The sequence below is a fragment of the Morganella sp. B601 genome, assembly GCF_051172335.1.
GTDB lineage: Bacteria > Pseudomonadota > Gammaproteobacteria > Enterobacterales > Enterobacteriaceae > Morganella > Morganella morganii.
This window is the reverse complement of record NZ_JBPIZE010000002.1, coordinates 212600-232975: the sequence shown is the minus strand read 5'-3', so window position 1 is coordinate 232975 and position 20376 is coordinate 212600. Positions and strand designations below refer to the sequence as shown.

The 20376-nt window shown below is 51.2% G+C and carries 14 protein-coding genes; 6 read left to right on the top strand and 8 right to left on the bottom strand.

Annotated features, from left to right (window positions below; all coding sequences use genetic code 11):
• Nucleotides 1-2: 2 nt before the first annotated feature.
• On the bottom strand, nucleotides 3-1532 hold the full coding sequence (gene pntA / locus ACSBQN_RS05780; RefSeq protein WP_004237540.1) for a Re/Si-specific NAD(P)(+) transhydrogenase subunit alpha: 1530 nt from the start codon (nucleotides 1530-1532) through the stop codon (nucleotides 3-5).
• Between the two features lie 392 nt (nucleotides 1533-1924).
• Here pntA and ydgH point away from each other — a divergent pair, with 392 nt between their 5' ends.
• Together ydgH and ACSBQN_RS05770 are read left to right on the top strand one after the other, a co-directional pair.
• Nucleotides 1925-2881, top strand: a complete 957-nt coding sequence (ydgH, locus tag ACSBQN_RS05775; protein WP_004237539.1) for a DUF1471 family protein YdgH — start codon at nucleotides 1925-1927, stop codon at nucleotides 2879-2881.
• A gap of 264 nt (nucleotides 2882-3145) precedes the next feature.
• Nucleotides 3146-4537: an amino acid permease gene (locus ACSBQN_RS05770; protein WP_004237538.1), complete on the top strand. Its 1392-nt coding sequence runs from the start codon at nucleotides 3146-3148 to the stop codon at nucleotides 4535-4537.
• A 252-nt stretch (nucleotides 4538-4789) separates the two neighbouring features.
• On the opposite strand, the gene hrpA is transcribed toward ACSBQN_RS05770, so the two are convergent.
• Entirely contained in the window at nucleotides 4790-8761 is a 3972-nt protein-coding gene (gene hrpA / locus ACSBQN_RS05765; protein WP_434991632.1) for an ATP-dependent RNA helicase HrpA, read from the bottom strand.
• A gap of 174 nt (nucleotides 8762-8935) precedes the next feature.
• Here hrpA and ACSBQN_RS05760 point away from each other — a divergent pair, with 174 nt between their 5' ends.
• Nucleotides 8936-9541, top strand: coding sequence for an FMN-dependent NADH-azoreductase (locus tag ACSBQN_RS05760; RefSeq protein WP_024473021.1), 606 nt, complete (start codon nucleotides 8936-8938; stop codon nucleotides 9539-9541).
• Nucleotides 9542-9629: 88 nt separating this feature from the next.
• Here the strand turns inward: ACSBQN_RS05760 and ACSBQN_RS05755 are convergent, their stop codons facing one another.
• The 3 genes from ACSBQN_RS05755 to ACSBQN_RS05745 are packed head-to-tail and all read right to left on the bottom strand — an operon-like array spanning nucleotide 9630 to nucleotide 12792.
• Nucleotides 9630-9965, bottom strand: a complete 336-nt coding sequence (locus ACSBQN_RS05755; protein WP_036407927.1) for a YdbL family protein — start codon at nucleotides 9963-9965, stop codon at nucleotides 9630-9632.
• An 8-nt stretch (nucleotides 9966-9973) separates the two neighbouring features.
• Nucleotides 9974-10165, bottom strand: a complete 192-nt coding sequence (locus ACSBQN_RS05750) for a YnbE family lipoprotein (protein ID WP_004237534.1) — start codon at nucleotides 10163-10165, stop codon at nucleotides 9974-9976.
• Between the two features lie 17 nt (nucleotides 10166-10182).
• On the bottom strand, nucleotides 10183-12792 hold the full coding sequence (locus ACSBQN_RS05745; RefSeq protein WP_024473019.1) for a YdbH family protein: 2610 nt from the start codon (nucleotides 12790-12792) through the stop codon (nucleotides 10183-10185).
• Nucleotides 12793-12947: 155 nt separating this feature from the next.
• Between ACSBQN_RS05745 and ACSBQN_RS05740 the strand changes: the two genes are divergently transcribed.
• Complete coding sequence (locus tag ACSBQN_RS05740; RefSeq protein WP_024473018.1) at nucleotides 12948-13949, top strand: 2-hydroxyacid dehydrogenase; 1002 nt, start codon at nucleotides 12948-12950, stop codon at nucleotides 13947-13949.
• Nucleotides 13950-14510: 561 nt separating this feature from the next.
• Nucleotides 14511-14831 carry a hypothetical protein gene (locus tag ACSBQN_RS05735; protein WP_227989328.1) on the top strand — a complete coding sequence of 107 codons (321 nt, stop codon included), beginning with the start codon at nucleotides 14511-14513 and terminating at the stop codon, nucleotides 14829-14831.
• 465 nt (nucleotides 14832-15296) lie between these two features.
• Here the strand turns inward: ACSBQN_RS05735 and ytfE are convergent, their stop codons facing one another.
• The 3 genes from ytfE to norV are packed head-to-tail and all read right to left on the bottom strand — an operon-like array spanning nucleotide 15297 to nucleotide 18644.
• Nucleotides 15297-15959: an iron-sulfur cluster repair protein YtfE gene (gene ytfE, locus ACSBQN_RS05730; RefSeq protein WP_024473016.1), complete on the bottom strand. Its 663-nt coding sequence runs from the start codon at nucleotides 15957-15959 to the stop codon at nucleotides 15297-15299.
• A gap of 37 nt (nucleotides 15960-15996) precedes the next feature.
• Complete coding sequence (norW, locus tag ACSBQN_RS05725) at nucleotides 15997-17133, bottom strand: NADH:flavorubredoxin reductase NorW (RefSeq protein WP_024473015.1); 1137 nt, start codon at nucleotides 17131-17133, stop codon at nucleotides 15997-15999.
• The gene (gene norV, locus ACSBQN_RS05720) at nucleotides 17130-18644 is read right to left on the bottom strand and encodes an anaerobic nitric oxide reductase flavorubredoxin (RefSeq protein WP_024473014.1); all 1515 of its coding nucleotides are present in this window, start codon (nucleotides 18642-18644) and stop codon (nucleotides 17130-17132) included. Before norV ends, norW begins: the two co-directional genes overlap by 4 nt.
• A 179-nt stretch (nucleotides 18645-18823) precedes the next feature.
• Here norV and norR point away from each other — a divergent pair, with 179 nt between their 5' ends.
• Nucleotides 18824-20347, top strand: coding sequence for a nitric oxide reductase transcriptional regulator NorR (gene norR / locus ACSBQN_RS05715; protein ID WP_024473013.1), 1524 nt, complete (start codon nucleotides 18824-18826; stop codon nucleotides 20345-20347).
• Nucleotides 20348-20376: the final 29 nt, after the last annotated feature.

Sequence of the window (20376 nt, the reverse complement as noted above, 5' to 3'; positions counted from 1 at the left end):
CATTACCCCTTACGAAACATTTTAAGCATACGCTGTGTGACGGTGAATCCGCCGAAAATATTGATACTGGCAATCAGTACCGCAATAAAGGAGAAGAATGTCACCCAGCCGCCGCTGCCGATTTGCAGCAGTGCGCCGACAACGATAATCCCCGAAATTGCGTTGGTCACCGCCATCAGCGGGGTATGCAGCGCATGACTGACATTCCAGACCACGTAATAGCCGACCACACAGGAGAGTGCGAACACGGTAAAGTGGGATAAAAACTCCGGCGGAGCCACGTTGGCCAGCCAGGAGAACAGGATAAATGCCAGTGCCATCAGGCCGTATTTCAGCCACGGTGACATCGGTTTTTCCGGTTTTTTCTCTGCTTTCACAGCGGCCGGTTTTGCCTGCGGCTGTGCAGATACCTGAATCGGCGGCGCAGGCCAGGTGATTTCACCGGCTTTCACTACCGTCAGACCGCGGATCACCACATCATCAAAATCAATGTTGATCTGTCCGTCTTTCTCTTTGCACATCAGCTTCATCAGGTTCACCAGGTTGGTGCCGTAAAGCTGGGATGACTGCGTGGCAAGACGCGCCGCCAGGTCGGTGTAACCGATGATTTTCACGCCGTTTTCCGTGGTATGGATTTCCCCCGGAACGGTCAGTTCACAGTTACCGCCGTTCTGAGCCGCCAGGTCAACAATCACGCTGCCTGATTTCATCGACTCAACCATTTCTCTGGTGATGAGTTTCGGTGCCGGTTTACCCGGAATCAGTGCGGTGGTGACAATAATATCCACTTCTTTCGCCTGATCCGCGAACAGCGCCATCTCAGCTTTAATAAAGGCTTCCGACATGACTTTCGCGTAACCGTCACCGCTGCCCGCAGTTTCTTCGAAATCAAGTTCGAGGAATTCGGCACCCATACTTTTAACCTGATCTTTTACCTCAGGACGGGTATCAAAGGCACGGACAATGGCCCCCAGGCTGCCTGCCGCACCGATAGCGGCCAGACCGGCAACACCGGCACCGATAACCAGCACTTTGGCAGGCGGTACTTTACCGGCAGCGGTGATCTGCCCGGTGAAGAAACGGCCGAAGGCGTTGGCGGCTTCCACAATCGCACGGTAACCGGCGATATTGGCCATCGAACTCAGTGCATCCAGCGACTGGGCGCGTGAGATACGCGGTACAGAATCCATCGCGAAGACGTTAACACCCTGTGCTGACAGTTTTTCCAGCAGCTGCGGGTTCTGGGCAGGCCAGATAAAGCTGACCAGTGAGCTGCCCGCCTTCATCAGCGGAATTTCATCATCCTGAGGGGCATTCACTTTAAAAATAAGGTCAGACTGCCAGGCTTCCTGTGTGCTGACAATATCAGCACCGGCTTCACGGTAAGCGTTGTCATCAAAACTGGCAAGATGACCGGCTCCTGTTTCAACAGCCACATCAAATCCGAGTTTTTTCAGTTGTATTACTGTTGCCGGCGTGGCGGCGACCCGGGTTTCACTGGACTGTCGCTCTTTTGGTACACCAATACGCATAATGTTCCCTTATATAAGCTCAAGTGTTTTACGGATGATTGGTCGGACATGTGCGTAAAAAAACAACCAACTGCACAAATCCAGATCAAAAGCACCCTTTTATCCGATATGTCCTAATAAGCTACTGAAAAATGTGATATCGATCCATCTAATTTGTTTGCCGAATGAAATTAAAACGGTATTTATCCGGGCGGAAATTTTTTTTGCCGATAAATGACTATGATTGCATAAATTTATGGTAAAAATAGCTGTATGATTAACAGTCGTTAGATTGCACGATAAATTAAAGCGACAACAAGCACAAATACATGTCATAATTGTGCGGCCAGGATATAAAATTTACAGGTTCAGCACGTTATGAATATTAATTGCGCAAGGCGGAAGGATTTTGTATGAAGCTGAAAACAACGGTCATCGCATCTGCGATGTTTTTTTCATTTACCAGTCTGCTCCCCGCTCAGGCGGCACAGGAATTAACACCGGAACAGGCCGCTCAGTACCAGCCTTTCGAGCGGATTGCAGTTACAGGGCGTTTTAATGCTATTTATGAAGCCGCAGCTGCCGTTTCGCGTAAAGCAGACAAAATGGGTGCCGATGCTTTCTATATCCAGAGCCTCGATGATCTGAACAATAACGGCAATATGCGTGTTGTTGCGGATGTTTACCACCGCGATGCACCACCGGCCGAGGAAAAAGGCTACCGCCAGTTCCGTGGCGTTAATGAATTACCTGAGAAAGATGCTATCGGCCTTCAGCCGTTTGATACCGTCACTGTCAGCGGCTTTTTTGCCAACAGTCCTGATCTGAACGATGCTATCGCCAAAGAAGCAGTGAAAAAAGATGCGGCCTCTTTCTTTATCGTCCGTAATATTTTCACCAACGATGGCGGTAACCAGCTGGTCACTGCATATGTCTATAAAGCGGATGCACCAAAACGTGTACTGCAGACAGAAGAAGCGCTGATCCCTGCGGATTCTGATGCCGGTCGTGCCGCACTGGCTGCCGGTGGTGAAGCCGCCAAACAGGTCGAAATCCCTGGTGTGGCCTCTTCCACTGATACGGCCGGTAACAATGTCGGTCGTTTCTTTGAAACCCAGTCCTCCCGCAGCGGCCGTTATACCGTGACACTGCCGGACGGCACCCAGGTTCAGGAACTGAACAAGGCGTCAGCCGCTGTTATGGCTCCGTTTGACAGCGTAACCTTTACCGGTTACTACACCACGTCACCGGAAGTCTCTTATCAGGTCGCCAAACGTGCGGCAGCCAAAGGGGCGAAGTATTATCATATCACCCGTCAGTGGCAGTCCAGCGGCGGTAACGTGACTATCAGCGCCGATTTATTTAAATAATCACCGCCTGACAGTTCACCGGAAAAAGCGTATCTCTGATACGCTTTTTTTATGGCTTTTGTCCGGGGTATTAACACTTTCACTACATTCTTCTGCTGTCGTTCTGATAAACAGTAAATATGCATAATATAATGCAATTAATGCATGATTAAACATTGCATATCCCGCCGGGTATCCGTACAATCAGCGCCAATTTTTGCGTATTCAGTCAGATTGACTGCATGAATACCCTGCTTACCGTATCAGATTTACCGGGAAGGTCTTTTGGATAAGAAACTCAGTTTAACCGCGCTCACCGCATTAGTGCTCAGTTCTATGGTTGGTGCCGGTGTATTTAGTCTTCCGCAGAATATGGCCGAGGTTGCCAGTCCGGCTGCACTTATTATCGGCTGGTCAATTACCGGTGTCGGTATCCTCTTTCTGGCTTTCGCCCTGCTGCTGCTTTCCCGGCTGCGTCCGGATCTCGACGGCGGCATCTTTACCTATGCCAAAGACGGTTTCGGCGAACTGATTGGTTTCTGCTCCGCCTGGGGATACTGGTTATGTGCGGTGATCGCCAACGTCTCCTATCTGGTGATTGTGTTTGCAGCATTCAGTTTTTTTACGGATACCCCGGACAATATTGTTTTCGGCGACGGAAATACCTGGCAGGCCCTGATTGGTGAATCCGTTCTGCTGTGGTTTGTGCATTGTCTGGTACTGCGCGGAGTACAAACCGCTGCCGGTATCAATAAGCTGGCAACGTTCGCCAAACTGGTGCCGCTCGGCCTGTTTATCGTACTGGCCGTGATCGCTTTCCGCTGGGATACCTTCCATCTTGATTTCACCGGTGTGGATCTCGGAGTACCTGTGTGGCAGCAGGTGAAAGATACCATGCTGATCACCCTGTGGGTGTTTATCGGGATTGAAGGTGCTGTTGTGGTTTCCGCCCGTGCCCGCCGCCGCAAAGATGTCGGCCTGGCCACAATGATGGCAGTGATTTCCGCACTGACGATTTATATCCTGGTTACCCTGCTGTCAATGGGGGTTGTTGCCCGTCCGGAACTGGCAGAAATGCGCAACCCGTCAATGGCGACACTGATGGTGAACCTGATTGGCGGCAGCGGTGAGATTATTATCGCAGCGGGTCTGATTATTTCTGTCTGTGGTGCATACCTGAGCTGGACAATTATGGCTGCCGAAGTGCCGTTTATCGCCGCACTGCATGGCTCTTTCCCGTCACCGTTTAAAAAACAGAATGCGAATAATGCCCCATCCTCCTCTTTATGGATGACTAACGGTGCGGTACAGCTGGCACTGGTACTGATCTGGCTCAGCGGCAGTAATTACAATACGCTGCTGACCATTGCTTCTGAAATGATTCTGGTGCCCTATTTCCTGGTCGGTGCATTCCTGGTAAAAACCGCCCTGAGAATGAAAAAACCGGCACTGCTCGGCGTGGGTATGATTGCGGCAATGTATGGCTTATGGCTGATTTATGCATCCGGCATTATCAATCTGATGCTGTCAGTTGTGCTCTATGCACCGGGTATTCTGGTATTTCTCTATGCCCTGAAAAACCGCGAGATAAAAACCACACTGCATTTTATCGAGTGGAGCATTATTGCAGCCCTGCTGATAGCGGCAGTTCCCGCACTCTGGTATCTGGTGCGCTGAAAATCTGAAAACAGGAGCCGGTCACTGACCGGCTTTTTTGTCTCCTCCCCCGCATCCCGCCAATTTTCTCTGCTGAACTCAAACAAACACCGTTGCTTCCCGCGGAGGATTGAGATCAAAACACACTGCATGTTGTAACTAAAATGATGCATTCACAGAAAAAGGACAAAAGAAAACGGGCGATGATATGCCCGTTTGTTACTATAATCACCGGCACTGGATAAATAAACAGTATACCGCAAAAACGGCACTTTACCCGCTGATTTGTTCCATTGCCTGAATAATCCGTTTATCAGAAACCGGATACGGCGTTCCCAGTTGCTGGGCGAACAGACTGATACGCAGCTCTTCTATCATCCAGCGCACAGCCTCCGCTTCCGGTCTGCGTTTCTCCACCGGTGATAACTTACCCTGCCACTGCTTCCACAGGTTCTGAACATGCTCAATTTTACTCATGTTCGCCCTGTCGCGGTTAACGTCAGATACCAGTTTTTCGATGCGCCGCTCTATCCCCTGTAAATAGCGCAGGATATCCGGCAGACGCTGCCAGCCGTGAGACGTTACAAAGCCCGGGAAGACCAGCCCGCTCATCTGTGCTTTGATGTCTGAGAGCGCAAACGCCATCTGCATATCAATCCGCCCTTTCAGGCGTTTACTGATGGCAAATGTGGTGGTCAGGATCTGCTCCACCAGCTTCGCGATACCGACAACGGTTTCATTCAGCTCAGCCCGGACAAACTCCTGTAACTGCGCGAATTTGTCTTCCTGCCAGACCACGCCGCCGTATTGTGCGATCAGCTTGTCGACACCACAGGCGATACAGTCATCAATCAGATCCAGCACTTTGCCGTACGGGTTAAAATACAGCCCCAGTTTGGCTTTGTTCGGCAGTTTTTCATGCAGGTATTTGATTGGCGACGGAATATTCAGCAGCAGCAAACGCCGCGTTCCCGCCTGCATCGCCAGTTGCTGCTCAAATTCCGTTTCAAAGACCTTAATCCCGACACTCTGTTTTTCATCCACCAGTGCAGGATAAGCTTTCACCGCATAACCACCGCGCTTTTGCTCATAGCAGCCGGGAATGTCGCCGAAACGCCAGATATGCGCACCACTTTGCTCGATACCGTCATCGACTACATCTGACAGTGTCTGCTGCACCTGCTCTTTCAGGCTCAGTTTCAGGGCTTCCAGATCGTAACCTTCCGCCAGTTTTTTCTGTTTATCCCCCGTGATACGGAAGGTGATTTTCAGATGTGACGGAATTTGATCCAACTGCCAGGATTCGCGATCAACCGTGACGCCGGTCATACGGCGCAGTTCCCGCTCCAGTGCATCCAGCAACGCGCCCTGCGGCTCCGGTACCCGCTCCATAAATGCGCCCGCATAGTTTGGCGCAGGCACAAAATTACGGCGTACCGGTTTCGGCAGTGATTTAATCAGCGCAATAACCAGCTCTTCACGCAGCCCCGGGATTTGCCAGTCAAACCCTTCCGGACTGACCTGATTCAGTACCGGCAGCGGAATATGTACGGTCACACCGTCCGCTTCGGTTCCGGGTTCAAACTGATAGCTCAGGCGGAATTTCAGATCCCCCTGATACCAGTAGTTCGGATAATCCTGTGCAGTTACCTGATTAGCATCGGAGCGGATCAGCATGTTTTTCTCATAATTGAGAAAATCCGGTTTCTGCAGCCGTTCCCGTTTCCACCAGTTATCAAAGTGGCGTGACGAGATAATATCCGGCGGCAGGCGGGTATCGTAGAAACTGAACAGAGTTTCATCATCCACAAGGATATCGCGGCGCCGGGATTTGTGTTCCAGTTCTTCCACTTCGTTACGCAGTTTCTGGTTTTCCCGGAAGAACGCATGACGGGTCAGCCAGTCACCTTCCACCAGCGCATGACGGATAAAGAGTTCACGACACAGCGCCGGATCGATATTACCGTAGTTCACCGGACGTCCCGCCACAACCGGCAGCCCGTAGAGCGTGACTTTTTCCGTCGCCATCACCGCACCCTGTGATTTCTCCCAGTGCGGCTCGCTGTAGTGATATTTCACCAGATGCGGTGCCAGCGGCTCTATCCATTCCGGTTCGATTTTAGCGGCAATACGCCCCCATAACCGGCTGGTTTCCACCAGCTCCGCCACCATTACCCATTTCGGCGGCTTCTTAAATAAGCCGGAGCCCGGGAAGACAGAGAACCGCGCATTACGTGCACCGGTGAACTCCTGTTTTTCCGTGTCTTTCTGCCCGACATGGGACAGCAGACCGCTCAGGAGCGACAGATGCACACTTTTATAATCCGCCGGTTCGCTGTTCACCGGAATTCCCTGCTCTTTCACCACCTGACGCAGCTGGGTATACACATCCTGCCATTCGCGGATCCGCAGATAGTTAAGAAACTCCTGACGACACTGTTTGCGCAACTGCGAGTTGGATAACACCTTCTGCTGCTCTTTCAGATAGTTCCACAGATTCACAAAGGCAATAAAGTCAGATTCTTTATCCGCAAAGCGGCGGTGTTTTTCATCGGACGCCTGCTGTTTCTCCAGCGGACGCTCACGGGGATCCTGGATGGAGAGTGCGGCGGCGATCACCATGGTTTCCCGCACCGCGCCGTGGTTACGGGCTTCCAGCACCATCCGCGCCAGACGCGGGTCAATCGGCAGTTTCGCCAGCTGACGGCCGGTTTGTGTCAGATGATAATGCCCTTCGGCGGAGGTTTTACCGTCGATAGCTCCCAGTTCTTCCAGCAGTTTGACGCCATCCTGGATGTTGCGTTTATCCGGCGCTTCCACAAACGGGAAGGCGGCGATATCCCCCAGCCCGATCGCGGTCATCTGCAGAATAACGGAGGCCAGATTGGTACGCAGAATTTCCGGGTCGGTAAATTCCGGCCGTGACAGGAAATCATCTTCAGAATAGAGGCGGATGCAGATCCCGTCAGAAACACGACCGCAACGCCCTTTGCGCTGGTTTGCCGAGGCCTGCGAAATCGGTTCTATCGGCAGACGCTGGACTTTTGTCCGGTAGCTGTAGCGGCTGACACGGGCAAATCCGGTATCAATCACATATTTGATACCGGGCACGGTCAGTGAGGTTTCCGCCACGTTAGTGGCCAGTACGATACGCCGGCCGGTGTGCGGCTGAAAAATCCGGTTCTGTTCGCTGTTGGAAAGACGGGCAAACAGCGGCAGCACTTCGGTATGGCGCAAATCTGCTTTATTCAGGGCATCGGCGGTTTCACGGATCTCCCGCTCCCCGCTCATAAAGATAAGGATATCCCCGGCGCTTTCCCGTCCCAGTTCATGAACGGCATCCAGAATGCCCTGAGTCAGGTCACGATCCGAATCATTCTCTTCCCCCATGACAGGACGATAACGGACTTCCACCGGATAGGTACGTCCGGAGACTTCAATAATCGGTGCATTACCAAAATGACGGGAAAACCGCTCCGGATCAATGGTCGCGGAGGTGATAATCACTTTCAGATCCGGACGTTTTGGCAGCAGCTGGCGCAGATAGCCGAGGATAAAATCGATATTCAGACTGCGTTCGTGGGCTTCATCGATGATAATGGTGTCATATTGCAGCAGCAGCTTGTCCTGCTGTAATTCTGCCAGCAGGATCCCGTCCGTCATCAGCTTAACCAGCGAATTATCACTGACCTGATCACTGAAGCGGACTTTATAACCGACGGCGCCGCCAAGCGGGACTTTCAGTTCATCCGCGATACGGGAAGCCACGGTCCGCGCAGCCAGACGGCGCGGCTGGGTGTGACCGATAAACCCGGTGATACCGCGTCCCAGCTCCAGACAAATTTTCGGGATCTGTGTGGTTTTCCCGGATCCGGTTTCACCCGCGATGATCACCACCTGATTATCGCGGATCGCGTTATAAATCGCTTCGCGCTTCTGCGAGACAGGCAGATTATCCGGATAGGTAATCTCCGGCCGGTTGGCAATGCGCAGTTCTGTGCGGGTAATACCGCGCAGCATCTCATCCTGTAACCCTGCCAGTACCTTCTGCTGAGATTCGGGGTTGCGGATCTTCGCCACACCCGCCAGCCGTTTGCGGAACTGGTGCTGCTCCCGCAGCGATAAATGGGGGATTAACTGTTTTAATTCATTAAGAAGGGAATTCACCTTGCTGTCCTTCTGATAGGTAATATCGTGCCGTCTGTACGGTTTGGCTTTTTGTGCGGCGGGTCTCCCCTCTGTCATTGTTATCCCGTTTTCGGAGTAACGCACACCGCGTGTCTTTATTAAACTTGCCGTATCCGGCCATTGTCAGATTTTTTGATGTTATGCGCCGAATTTATCTGCTGTTCTTTATACAGCGGCTTTCATACACTGATTACGTAATAAATAAGCTGAATCACAATAACAAGGTTTACTATGCAAAAAGTTCTCGTTCTGAAATCCAGTATTCTTGCGGACTACTCACACACCAACAAAATGGCGGATTATTTTATCGGACAATGGCGGAAAAATCATGCAGATGATGCGATCACTGTCCGCGACCTGAGTGCTGACCCGGTCCCGGTGCTGGATAACGAAATTGTTTCCGGTATGCATGCGTCCGCAGGCGGAACCTTAACACAGCGTCAGCAGTCCGCAAATGCATTACAGACTGAACTGATTGATGAGCTTTTTGCACACGATGTTATCGTATTCACCGCACCAATGTATAACTTCACCATACCGACACAGTTGAAAACCTATCTGGATTTCATTGCGGCCGCCGGTAAGACCTTCCGCTATACCGAAAACGGTGCCGAAGGGCTGGTGACCGGCAAACGTGCGATTGTTCTGACCGCACGCGGCGGTTTCCACCGCGATCAGACATCTGACCTGATTGTGCCGTTTATGACACAGTTCCTGGGTTTTATCGGGATCAGCGATATTGAGTTTATTTATGCCGAAGGTGTCTCGATGGGTGAGGATTTTGCTGAAAAAGCACAGCAGAATGCCCGTCAGTGCGTTGAAGCGCTTTCCGCATAACCGGATAACAACACAAAAACAAGCAGTATCATCATTAATCATCCTTGTTCCGCGCCGGATTATCCGGCGCTGTTTTTTTGCTGCTTCGCTATTTCTTCAGCCATTTACCGTTGATGCCGAGCACATATTCTCCCTGCGGCGCGCGGGTCACCAGTTTCTGTCCGGCGATTTTAGCCACTTCATCCGCTTTCATCCGGTTGGTTTGTGCCAGTTCGCTGTACTTTTGTGTCCGTGCTGTATTAATCTCTTTCACCAGACCGCTGACATCCTGCCGTGACGATGCTTTATCCACGGCCGCGATATAACCGCTGAAGGTTTCGCCCACCAGCCCCTGCTGTTTGGCCTCATCCAGGGTCAGTGCAAACGCAGAGCTGCTGATCAGTAATGTCAGCGCGGCCAGCCCGCTGTTAATGAATTTACGCATTATTCACCTCAAAATATCGCTGAGTTATTTTTCAGCAAATCTTCAACCTGGCGGTCAATTTTGACATTAATTTCATGTTCAATTTTGACATTCATATTGATATCAATGGGTTTATCCGGTGTGGCCACTTCCACCCGCAGACAACCGTTAAGCGCGATAATCATCAGCGGTAATACCGCACCTGCTATCCATTTTTTCATTCTGACTCCGTCGGATGTTACTCCTGATTCTGTGAAATACTCTTTTCCAGCCAGGCTTCCAGATTGCTGCCGAAACGCAGACTGCGCCATAACTGAAACACATTTTCCTCATGCCGGTAATTCAGATTTACCGCCCGCCGTGCATCCAGTACCGGATTATAGCCGGAAACCACTGATGACATCGTCAGGACACCCAGGTTGGTCAGATTAACATCCGTCCGCACCCGCTTCATCACCAGATAATCCAGCCAGTTAATCGCCGCACCCGCTGAAATATTATTTTCACTGACCGATTCAACAAACTGATTATCCAGATTGAGGGTCAGCGGTTCGTCGTTTTCCACCCAACCGTTATGCACAATCCACTGCGGATTATCAATATAAAACGGTAATTCCCCGCTGATACTGCCTTCAAGGGCAAACTGTGTCACTTTCAGCGTATTGATCAGCGGGCCGGTATTCAGTTTATCCAGTTTTATCACCGCTGCGGTTTTCTGCGGAATGGTCAGTGACGGCATGGTGACCTGTCCGCCCAGAATATCCAGACTGACACCGGACAGTTCCAGCGGATACGTCTCATCGTATGGGTAATAGCCCTGCAAATCGGCTTTAATATCAGTCACTTCAAACAGATTCTCAACGCGCGCAATCCGCAGCATCACAGGCGTTTTACTGCCGAGCTGCCAGCGGCTGTCCGCGAGCCGCCACGGCAGCACAAAATCCACACCGCTCACTTCGCCGTCTTTCAGCCACATGCCCGCCTGTTTGACCACCCAGTGACCACCGGCGACAAATCCCTGACCCGGTGCAGCGGAATACGCCGCCTGGGCATAGAAAACGCCGTTACGCAGTGTGATCCCCAGGTCGGCCGGGATCAGCGTCTGAAATGCCCGCATATCCTGCTCCGGCCAGCGGGCCTCACCACGCAGACGGACACCGTCCCAGCGGCTCCAGTAATGTATCGGCCCGATATTTTTTCCGGCTGACAGTGTGCCTTTAACAGAAAAATCGCGGGGGTCACGGCCATCCAGCGTCATATCAAAGGTCGCGGACGGCAGATAGCTGTTATCCAGCCGGATTTTCCGGGTGGTCAGCTGCACTTTCCCGGACAGTTTCTCCTGCCCGTCAACCCGCGTCCAGATCAGCGGGGATAACAGTGTCAGCGCCGGGGCATCCATCGACATCATACCGTAGCGGATACCGTTGAATCCGGTGTTCAGTTTACGGATACGGATTTCCTCATCCAGCCAGGAACCGGCACCGGAGAATGTCCAGTCCGCATTCAGCGGTTTCATCCGGCCTTTTCCCCAGATTTGCCAGTACCAGCGGCCATTATCCGGCAGGAATTCCCGCGCCTGGCCTTTCATCTGAAAACGGTAACGCCCCAGCTCCGGATTATTCACCGTCACAATCGCATCCAGCGGCCCGGAAATTCCCTGCTGTGACAGCGAAGTTCCCGCCAGCGGCAGACGCAGTTCCTCCACCAGAAAATCCGGACTGAGCTGTCCGCGAGCCCGCACCAGTGCCCCGGAACGTAACCGGATCACCGGGTCGGCAAACGTGCCGGTCAGTACCGCCGGTACCCGCCCGGCTGCCCACATATCATTGTGATTAACCTGCCCGGCCAGCTCAAAAGGAATATCAAACTCAGTCAGCGAAAGGGGTGTTTCCGGTAACTGCAATACCACCGTGCCTTTACCGCGCACACCCTGCGTGGTCACGGAGATCCGTGCCCCCAAAAGCATATCCGCCGGTGAAGAGAGCCAGTTTTTCAGTTCCGCGCTGATAGTTCCCCGCAGTGGCTGTTCCCACTCATCCCAGCGCCATTCCCCGCTTTTAATCAGGATACTTTCCGCCGTGGCTTCCCAGGGAATATTCAGCAGCACGGTCCGCGGATCAGTTTCACTCAGCGTCAGAACGCCCTGCCGCCCCTGCCAGTCAAAGGCAGCCATCAACGGCTGTGACCGGTATGTGGTTGTGATTTCAGCCTGTAATCTGCCTTTATCCGGCAGCTCCGCTGTATTCAGCGGCAGTGTCAGTGCGCCGCTGAGCGCAAATTTTTCATCACCGATAGTGGCATCCAGTTGTGACAACGTCAGGTTCAGTGCCGGATCAACCGCCAGCTCCGCCTGAATGTTCTCTCCCTGATAACTCAGTTGCTGTCCCCGGCCGGGTGCGGTTGTCAGGCTCAGTTTTCCCTGATACATCTGCCAGGGCGCGGGGATAACGTTATCCGCGGTCAGCGTCACCGGCGGCAGCTGCGATAACAGTGCGCCGATATCAACCGGTGTAGTGTCTGTTTCTTCAGAGCCGGAAGGTAATTTCTGAAAGCAGTCCGCATCACCGGTCAGTGAACCGGCATCAATAATCCAGCGGCCGCCGCGCTGATAGTGAAGTGACAGCTTTTCCCCGCCCGCCAGCTGACATTCATTACTGCGGAGAGCCGCTTCTTCTATATAGAGGCCACCCGCACGGATTTTTGGCTGAGAAAGTGACAGTGTAACACCATCAGGCAGAGAGGATTTCATCACCGCAGGCAGCCAGCGCGGAATTGTCAGCCAGGCTGCCGGGAGGATAATCATCAGCAGAACAAGCAGTACCACCAGCACTTTCAGTAATTTTTTCATAGACCTCAGAGGTGCAGTTCCCCGGTTACAGATACATCAACTAAGCGTTATACTGTAGTCAGCAGATTTCAATCATTTCTGAACACAGGACCGCCCTATTTTGTCAGGGCTATCCGGTTTAGTGTAGCGATTTATTTTTTAGCGGAGGAACCCCGATGAAAATCGTCAGTTACAGTACCAAACATTACGACAGCAAACATATGGATTTGATTAATCAGGATCCGCGCTTTCAGTATGATATCGAATATTTTGATTTCCCGCTGACACAACAAACCGCAAAAAACGCCGTGGGTGCCGATGCTGTCTGTATTTTTGTTAATGATGATGCGAACCGGGAAGTATTGCAGGAACTGGCGGATCTCAATATCAGAATCCTCGCACTGCGCTGTGCGGGTTTTAATAACGTGGATTTAGCCGCCGCTGAAGAGCTGGGTATTCAGGTTGTCCGTGTTCCGGCCTATTCCCCGGAAGCTGTGGCTGAGCATGCCGTCGGCATGATGCTGAGCCTGAACCGCCGTATTCACCGTGCTTACCAGCGCACCCGCGATGCCAACTTTTCTCTCGAGGGTCTGACCGGCTTTAATATGCATAACCGCACAGCCGGGGTTGTCGGAACAGGTAAAATCGGCCTGGCCGTACTGCGGATATTAAAGGGATTCGGGATGCGGCTGCTGGTGTCTGATCCTTACCCTAACCAGACAGCACTGGATCTGGGTGCGGAATATGTCGATCTGAACACACTGTTTGCGCAATCTGATGTGATTTCTCTTCACTGCCCGCTGACGCCGGAAAACCATCACCTGCTGAATGAAACCGCATTTGCCAAAATGAAAGACGGTGTGATGATTATCAACACCAGCCGTGGTGCATTAATTGATTCCGCAGCCGCCATTAATGCCCTAAAACAGCAGAAAATTGGCGCACTGGGTATGGATGTATATGAAAATGAACGAGATTTATTCTTTGAAGATAAATCGAATGATGTGATTCAGGATGATGTGTTCCGCCGCCTCTCCTCCTGCCATAACGTACTGTTTACCGGCCATCAGGCGTTTCTGACAGAAGAAGCATTGCTGAGTATCAGCGAAACCACGCTGGAAAACATCACTAAGCTCTATAACGGTGAAACATCCTGTAATATTGTGTTACAAAATTAGTGATTATTACACGGAACATTACAATTTAATCCCGGGGATTTTATCCTGTTTCCCGGGATTTTGGTCATAAAAAAACCAATAAACATAAACTTAGGCGATGTCATTCAGTTTATTCTTAATTTTGCCCCTCCTGATTTTTGATGCTAACATTCGCTCCGTTGTTTGATGAGTTTTCCTCAATAATAACAGCAACTGACATTCCCGCTTATATTGGTTAAATGTGAATGTATTCCGGATAAAAAAAAGCCCCGTAACGGGGCGGACAGGATATAGATACTGAGTAAAGTGTTTTTGTTTTAATGCCTGCATTATAAACTACACTTAATAAACAAATCCTAAATAAAAAGAACAAAAGCAATAGTCCTTTTTTTTTACGATAGGCTATTTGTTATGCTTCTGTTTAATAATACTGATGTAACATTCAAACTATAAAGTAAGACGTAGCGATCATATATTATCATTAACCGTTAACTATCATTCGTGATGTTATTAATTGATGCTTTTCTCATAATATTAAAACGGGATACTTTCAGTTAATATCGAATACAGAGAGTAAAAAATATGTCTATGTTAAACCGTTTAGTTTTAGTTGCAGGTATTGCATTATCTTTTGTTGCACACAGCGCATCATTACAGAGCCAGCAAGGCGGCGTCATCAATTTCTACGGGTCACTGACAGAAGCACCCTGCACCTATAAGGTATCCGGCAATAACGTCAATGCCGAATGTTACCGTTCCGGTGAAACCGCCAAATATAACAGCAGTATTCAGGCGGATAATAAACCTAACGGTACATTAATACCGGATAACATTGGTGAAGTAAATATCACTCCGGTTTCATCTGATTCAGAAAAACATATTGTCACCATAAGCTATCGCTGATTAGGCAAAGATATACTACACAGCAAATATAAAAACCAAATAGCGGGTTTAATAAAAATAACATTTATTCCGTATTGTAAAAAATAAAAAACAATATACATCATTTAAATCAAACACCCCCGGGTGTTTGATTTTCTTATTTATGATAAAGGAGAATCTTATTCCTGCCATCATCGTTACCACTCTCAGATTCAGCCGGTAACATGCTTATCTGTCATATGATAACGTCACATATAAATTAAGTAATTTTAATGATACCGGTAAAAAAGACACAGCACGCATGGTTCATTCTCTGACAATGTTACTGGAGCGTTTGCAAACCACCGCACCTGATTATCACCACCCGCGACTCCGGAGCGGTCAGCCATGCTATTAACTACGGCTGGAGTGAGGAAGAAAAGCAGCAGACGGAACAGCAAGGCGGGCAGTATATCCCGCTGTTCCGTCATGATATCAGCGGCTGAACTATTCCCCGGCCAGGGCGCGCGGGAACAGCAAGTTATTCTCCAGGCTGATGTGTTCCATTAAATCATCAATGAAGGTATTGATACCGTTATACAGCACCCGCCAGGTTGTACAGGCCTCTTCCGGTGCTGTGACATTATTAGTGATAAATTTAATCACCTCCACAATATCCCCCGCATCATCATGCTCTGCTTCCATAACCTGTACCGGCCCCGCCGCCTGTGGTCCCATGCCGTTGCAGATCATCGGAAACAGCACCTGTTCCTCTTTCATCATATGGGAGGTCAGCTCTTCATGCAGTGCTGTCAGCTGCCGGGCCAGCCCTTTCGGAACACTGGCTTTGGCAGCATGCACCCGCTCCACTTTTTCCGCCTGTAAAATCAGTTCCGGTAATTGTGCGCGGTGGCGATCGTGATAACGCGTAATAATAAAAGCGATAATGTCACCCAACGGGGCTTTCCGCCAGTCTTGCGCCGGTGCCTCATCTTTCAGGGCGAGTAATGCCTGTTCAATCTCATCGATATTCAGGGATTTTTTCTCTGCCGCTTTTGCCAGCGTCCGTTTTCCGCCACAGCAGAAATCCAAATCATAACGGCGGAAAAGTGCCGATGCGCCATTCACAGACAGTGCCAGTTCACCCAGCGTTTTTTCACGTAATGTCATTTTTGTTACCTCAGAATTCAGTCATAAACCGTGATAATCAGTGCTGCGACAGCTGACGCAGCAGCGTAAAAGCATCACTGAGTTTGTCTTCCGTCACCGCAAAAGCATGCAGATTTCCGGCGCTGTCATGGCCTTTGGCCGTCATACCGTTGTGGCTGATATCAATGCTCCATTGTAAATCCGGGTGATGAAAATCCCCGGCGAGCTGTACCGGCAGATCCGGTGTTTTCACCCGGATAAGCATCGGCGGCAGTGTCAGTTTTCCCTCTCCGCCGGTCAGATTTTTTGCCAGACAAACTGCGCTGAGCATAATCGGCTGCAGATACTGCATCACTTTGCCGTCAATTTCCGCACAATCGCCGAGGGCATAAATATCCGGGTCGGATGTCTGTAATGAACTGTCCGTCACAATACCGCGCCGGACAGTCAGACCGGCCAGCTCAGCCAGCGAGGTATCCGGTTTCAGTCCGGTGGCGGCAATCACCACATCCGTGCGGGTCACACAATCATGATCAAACCGCGCTTCAGTCTCATTTTCTGTTTTCTTCAGTGACTGCAACTGTGTGCCGGTCAGCACCCGCACACCGGATGCGGACAGGTTATGCCGCAGACGGCTGCTGAGCTCTGCGGGCATCAGTGACGATAAAATACTGGCCGCCATATCCGCCAGGGTAACGATTTTTCCGGCCCGGCAGAAATCCATTGCCAGTTCCGTGCCGATAAGGCCGCTGCCGAGGATCAGTACCCGCTGTGCATTACGCAGCTGTGTTTCGTGCCGCTGGAAATCCTCGCGGCTGTTGAGTGTCAGCATCAGTTCATTGCCGGGCACCGGCGGGCGGCACGGTGTTGCCCCGGTCGCCAGTACCAGTTTGTCATAGTGCCATTGCTGCTGATCACTGCTGATAAGATGCTGTTGTGCATCAATGCCGCTGATCCGGGTATGCGGGAACAGCGCCACATTATATTGCTGTGCAAATTCCTGTGCTGACTGCCGGATAAGATCATCGGCACGCTGATTCAGACTTATCACATGGCTTAAATCCGGTTTGTTATATTCATCGATACTGTCTGCCGCAATCACCGTCAGCGGCACCTGTGTATCGGTTTTACGGATATTTTTCACCAGCTGGCGGGCAGCAAAGCCCCCGCCGATAATTACAATACCTGCGCTCATGCGGCCTCCGTCGCCAGGACATCAAATACATCTTTACCGAGAGAGCATTCAGGGCACAGGAAATTATCCGGTACACAGAACCACGGCGTTCCCGGCTCCACACCCTGCATCGGCTCGCCTTTTTCCGGATCATAAATCCACTGGCACACACCGCACTGCATACACGGCCCCAAATCCTGAGATGATACATTGGTGACACTGTCACATAATTTTGCTTTTCCGGTATCATTGACCGCAGCTGCCGGGGTGGCCACCGGTTGCGGCGTAAGCGCTTTTGGTGCCGCTGCTGCCGGTCTGCTGACCGCCGGTAATACCCCGGTCGCCCACTGACGCGCCAGGTCACGTCCGTACTGACGGCACTCTTCAAGGGTATTCAGGTCAGGACGCCATTTTGCTTTCAGTGACATCGTGGTTTCAAAACCGGCATCCATCAGCCGGGTCTGCACACGGTCAACCGCTCCGCCGTTCCAGCCGTAACTGCCGAAAGCCGCTGCTTTTTTATTGCGGAACCGCAGACCGGTTAATTCCTCCAGCATGCCGGCAATTTTCGGCATCATGACATTATTCATAGTGGATGAACCCACCAGCGTCCCTTTTGAACGGAACACACTGGTGATAATGTCATTCTTATCGCTGCGGGCGACGTTAAAGATTTTCACCGCCACATCCGGGTCCGCTTCATTAATCCCCTGTGCGATTGCATCGGCCATCATGCGGGTATTATTGGACATGGTGTCATAGAAAATAGTGATACGGTCTTCCTGATAATCCGCCGCCCATTTCAGATACCACTCCACGATTTGGGTCGGATTATCGCGCCAGACCACACCGTGTGAGGTCGCGATCATATCCACCGGCAGCCCGAACCCGAGGATTTCAGTAATTTTCGGGGTCACCAGACGGCTGAACGGCGTCAGAATGTTGGCATAGTAACGCTGGCACTGCTCAAACAGCTCCGTCTGATCCACTTCATCGTTAAACAGGCGCTCGTCGCAATAGTGCTGACCAAAGGCATCATTACTGAACAGAATGGCATCTCCGGTCAGATAGGTCATCATACTGTCCGGCCAGTGCAGCATCGGGGTTTCGACAAAAATCAGCTGTTTGCCGTTACCGATATCCAGGGTATCCCCGGTTTTCACCACATTAAAATGCCATTCCGGGTGATGATGATGTCCGTTAATAGAATCAATGGCATTTTCAGTACAGTAGATTGGCGTGTCCGGGATCGCCGCCATCAGTTCGGTTAATGCCCCGGCGTGATCTTCTTCCGCATGGTTAATCACAATGTAATCAATATCGTTCAGGTCGATTTGTGTCTGCAGATGCTGCACAAACTCACGGCTGAATTTGTGATCAACCGTATCAATCAGGACATTTTTCTCTTCACGGATCAGATAGCTGTTATAGCTGCTGCCGAGCAGGGTTTTGTATTCTGTTCCGTGGAAATCGCGGACTTCCCAGTCACGCTGTCCGACCCAATACACATTATTTTTTACATGAATAGCCATTTGATAGTTACCTTCTGTTTTTATGCTTCGTTACAGAGAGATAATCAATTTGCGTGCCAACTTTTATTTTATTGTTTTATAAAGATTTTAAATTTCAGGATAAAAAATAAGTGTCAAAATGACTATGCAATTAACTGTCATTATGACATTGTGTTGTCATAATGACAGCGGAGGAACGCATGGGATTTTCAGTTGATGTACTTACCGGCATTGCTATTGCCTTACAGCGGGATATCGGTCATCAGGATCGTTTTCAGCGTCTGGTCTCCACACTGCGCCGGGTACTTAATTGTGATGCGGCCGCACTGCTGCGTTATGAATCACATCAGTTTATTCCGCTGGCGATTGACGGGCTGTCGCCGGATGTTCTCGGCCGCCGCTTCCGGCTGGATGCGCATCCCAGACTGGAAGCTATCGCCCGAGCCGGGGATGTCGTCCGTTTTCCCGCAGACAGTCAGTTGCCCGATCCTTATGACGGGCTGATCCCGGATCATGTTCATCTGAAAGTGCACGCCTGCGCCGGTCTGCCGCTGTTTGCCGGACAAAATCTTATCGGTGCGCTGACACTCGACAGCCTTGCACCGGACCAGTTTGATGCATTCAGTGATGAAGAATTACGCCTGATTGCTGCTCTGGCCGCCGGAGCACTCAATAATGCCCTGCTTATCGGTCAGCTCGAGAACCAGCAACTGGCATTCAGCGCCTCCGCCGGGCTGGCGGCAGGGCAATCCGGCGGACAAACCGATATTATCGGCCTTTCACCCTGCATGATGCAGTTAAAGAAAGAGATAGCCATTGTGGCCGGTGCTGATATGAATGTGCTGGTCAGCGGCGAAACCGGTACCGGTAAAGAGCTGGTGGTACAGTCCATTCACGAACTATCCGCCCGCCGTGATCACCCGCTGGTGTATCTTAACTGCGCGGCGCTGCCGGAAACTGTTGCGGAAAGTGAATTATTCGGGCATGTCAAAGGCGCATTTACCGGTGCTATCAGCAACCGCAGCGGCAAATTTGAAATGGCGGATAACGGCACGCTGTTTCTGGATGAGATTGGTGAGCTGTCGCCGGCGTTACAGGCCAAACTGCTGCGGGTCTTACAGTATGGCGATATCCAGCGGATCGGTGATGACAGGCCGCTGCGGGTGAATGTCCGCGTGCTGGCTGCCACCAACCGGGATCTGCGGGCGGAAGTTGCCGCAGGCCACTTCCGGGCCGACCTGTTCCACCGGCTCAGTATCTTCCCGTTACAGGTGCCGCCGCTGCGGGAACGCCATGAAGATATACTGCTGCTGACCGGCTATTTCTGCGAACGCTACCGTCAGACATTTGGTTTGCCACAGGTGGTAATAAGCCCCGCATTACGCCTGGCGCTGCTGCATTATCACTGGCCGGGTAATGTGCGGGAGCTTGAACATGCTGTGCACCGCGCCATTGTGCTGGCGCGAGCTACCGGCAACAGTGAAGAACTGCTGTTACAGCCTCATCACTTCTCGCCGGAAGAAATCCCTGAACCGGTTGTCAGCCCAGAAACACATCCTGCAGAGGCCGATCAGGATCTGCGCACGGCTACCGATGCTTTTCAGACGGAGCTTATCCGCACCGCCCTTACCCGCAGTGACGGCAGCTGGGCAGCGGCGGCCCGCCGTCTCGGGATTGATGCCGGAAATCTGCACCGTCTGGCAAAACGTCTGGGGCTGAAATAATCCCCGGACGGGACTTTTTGACAAATGTC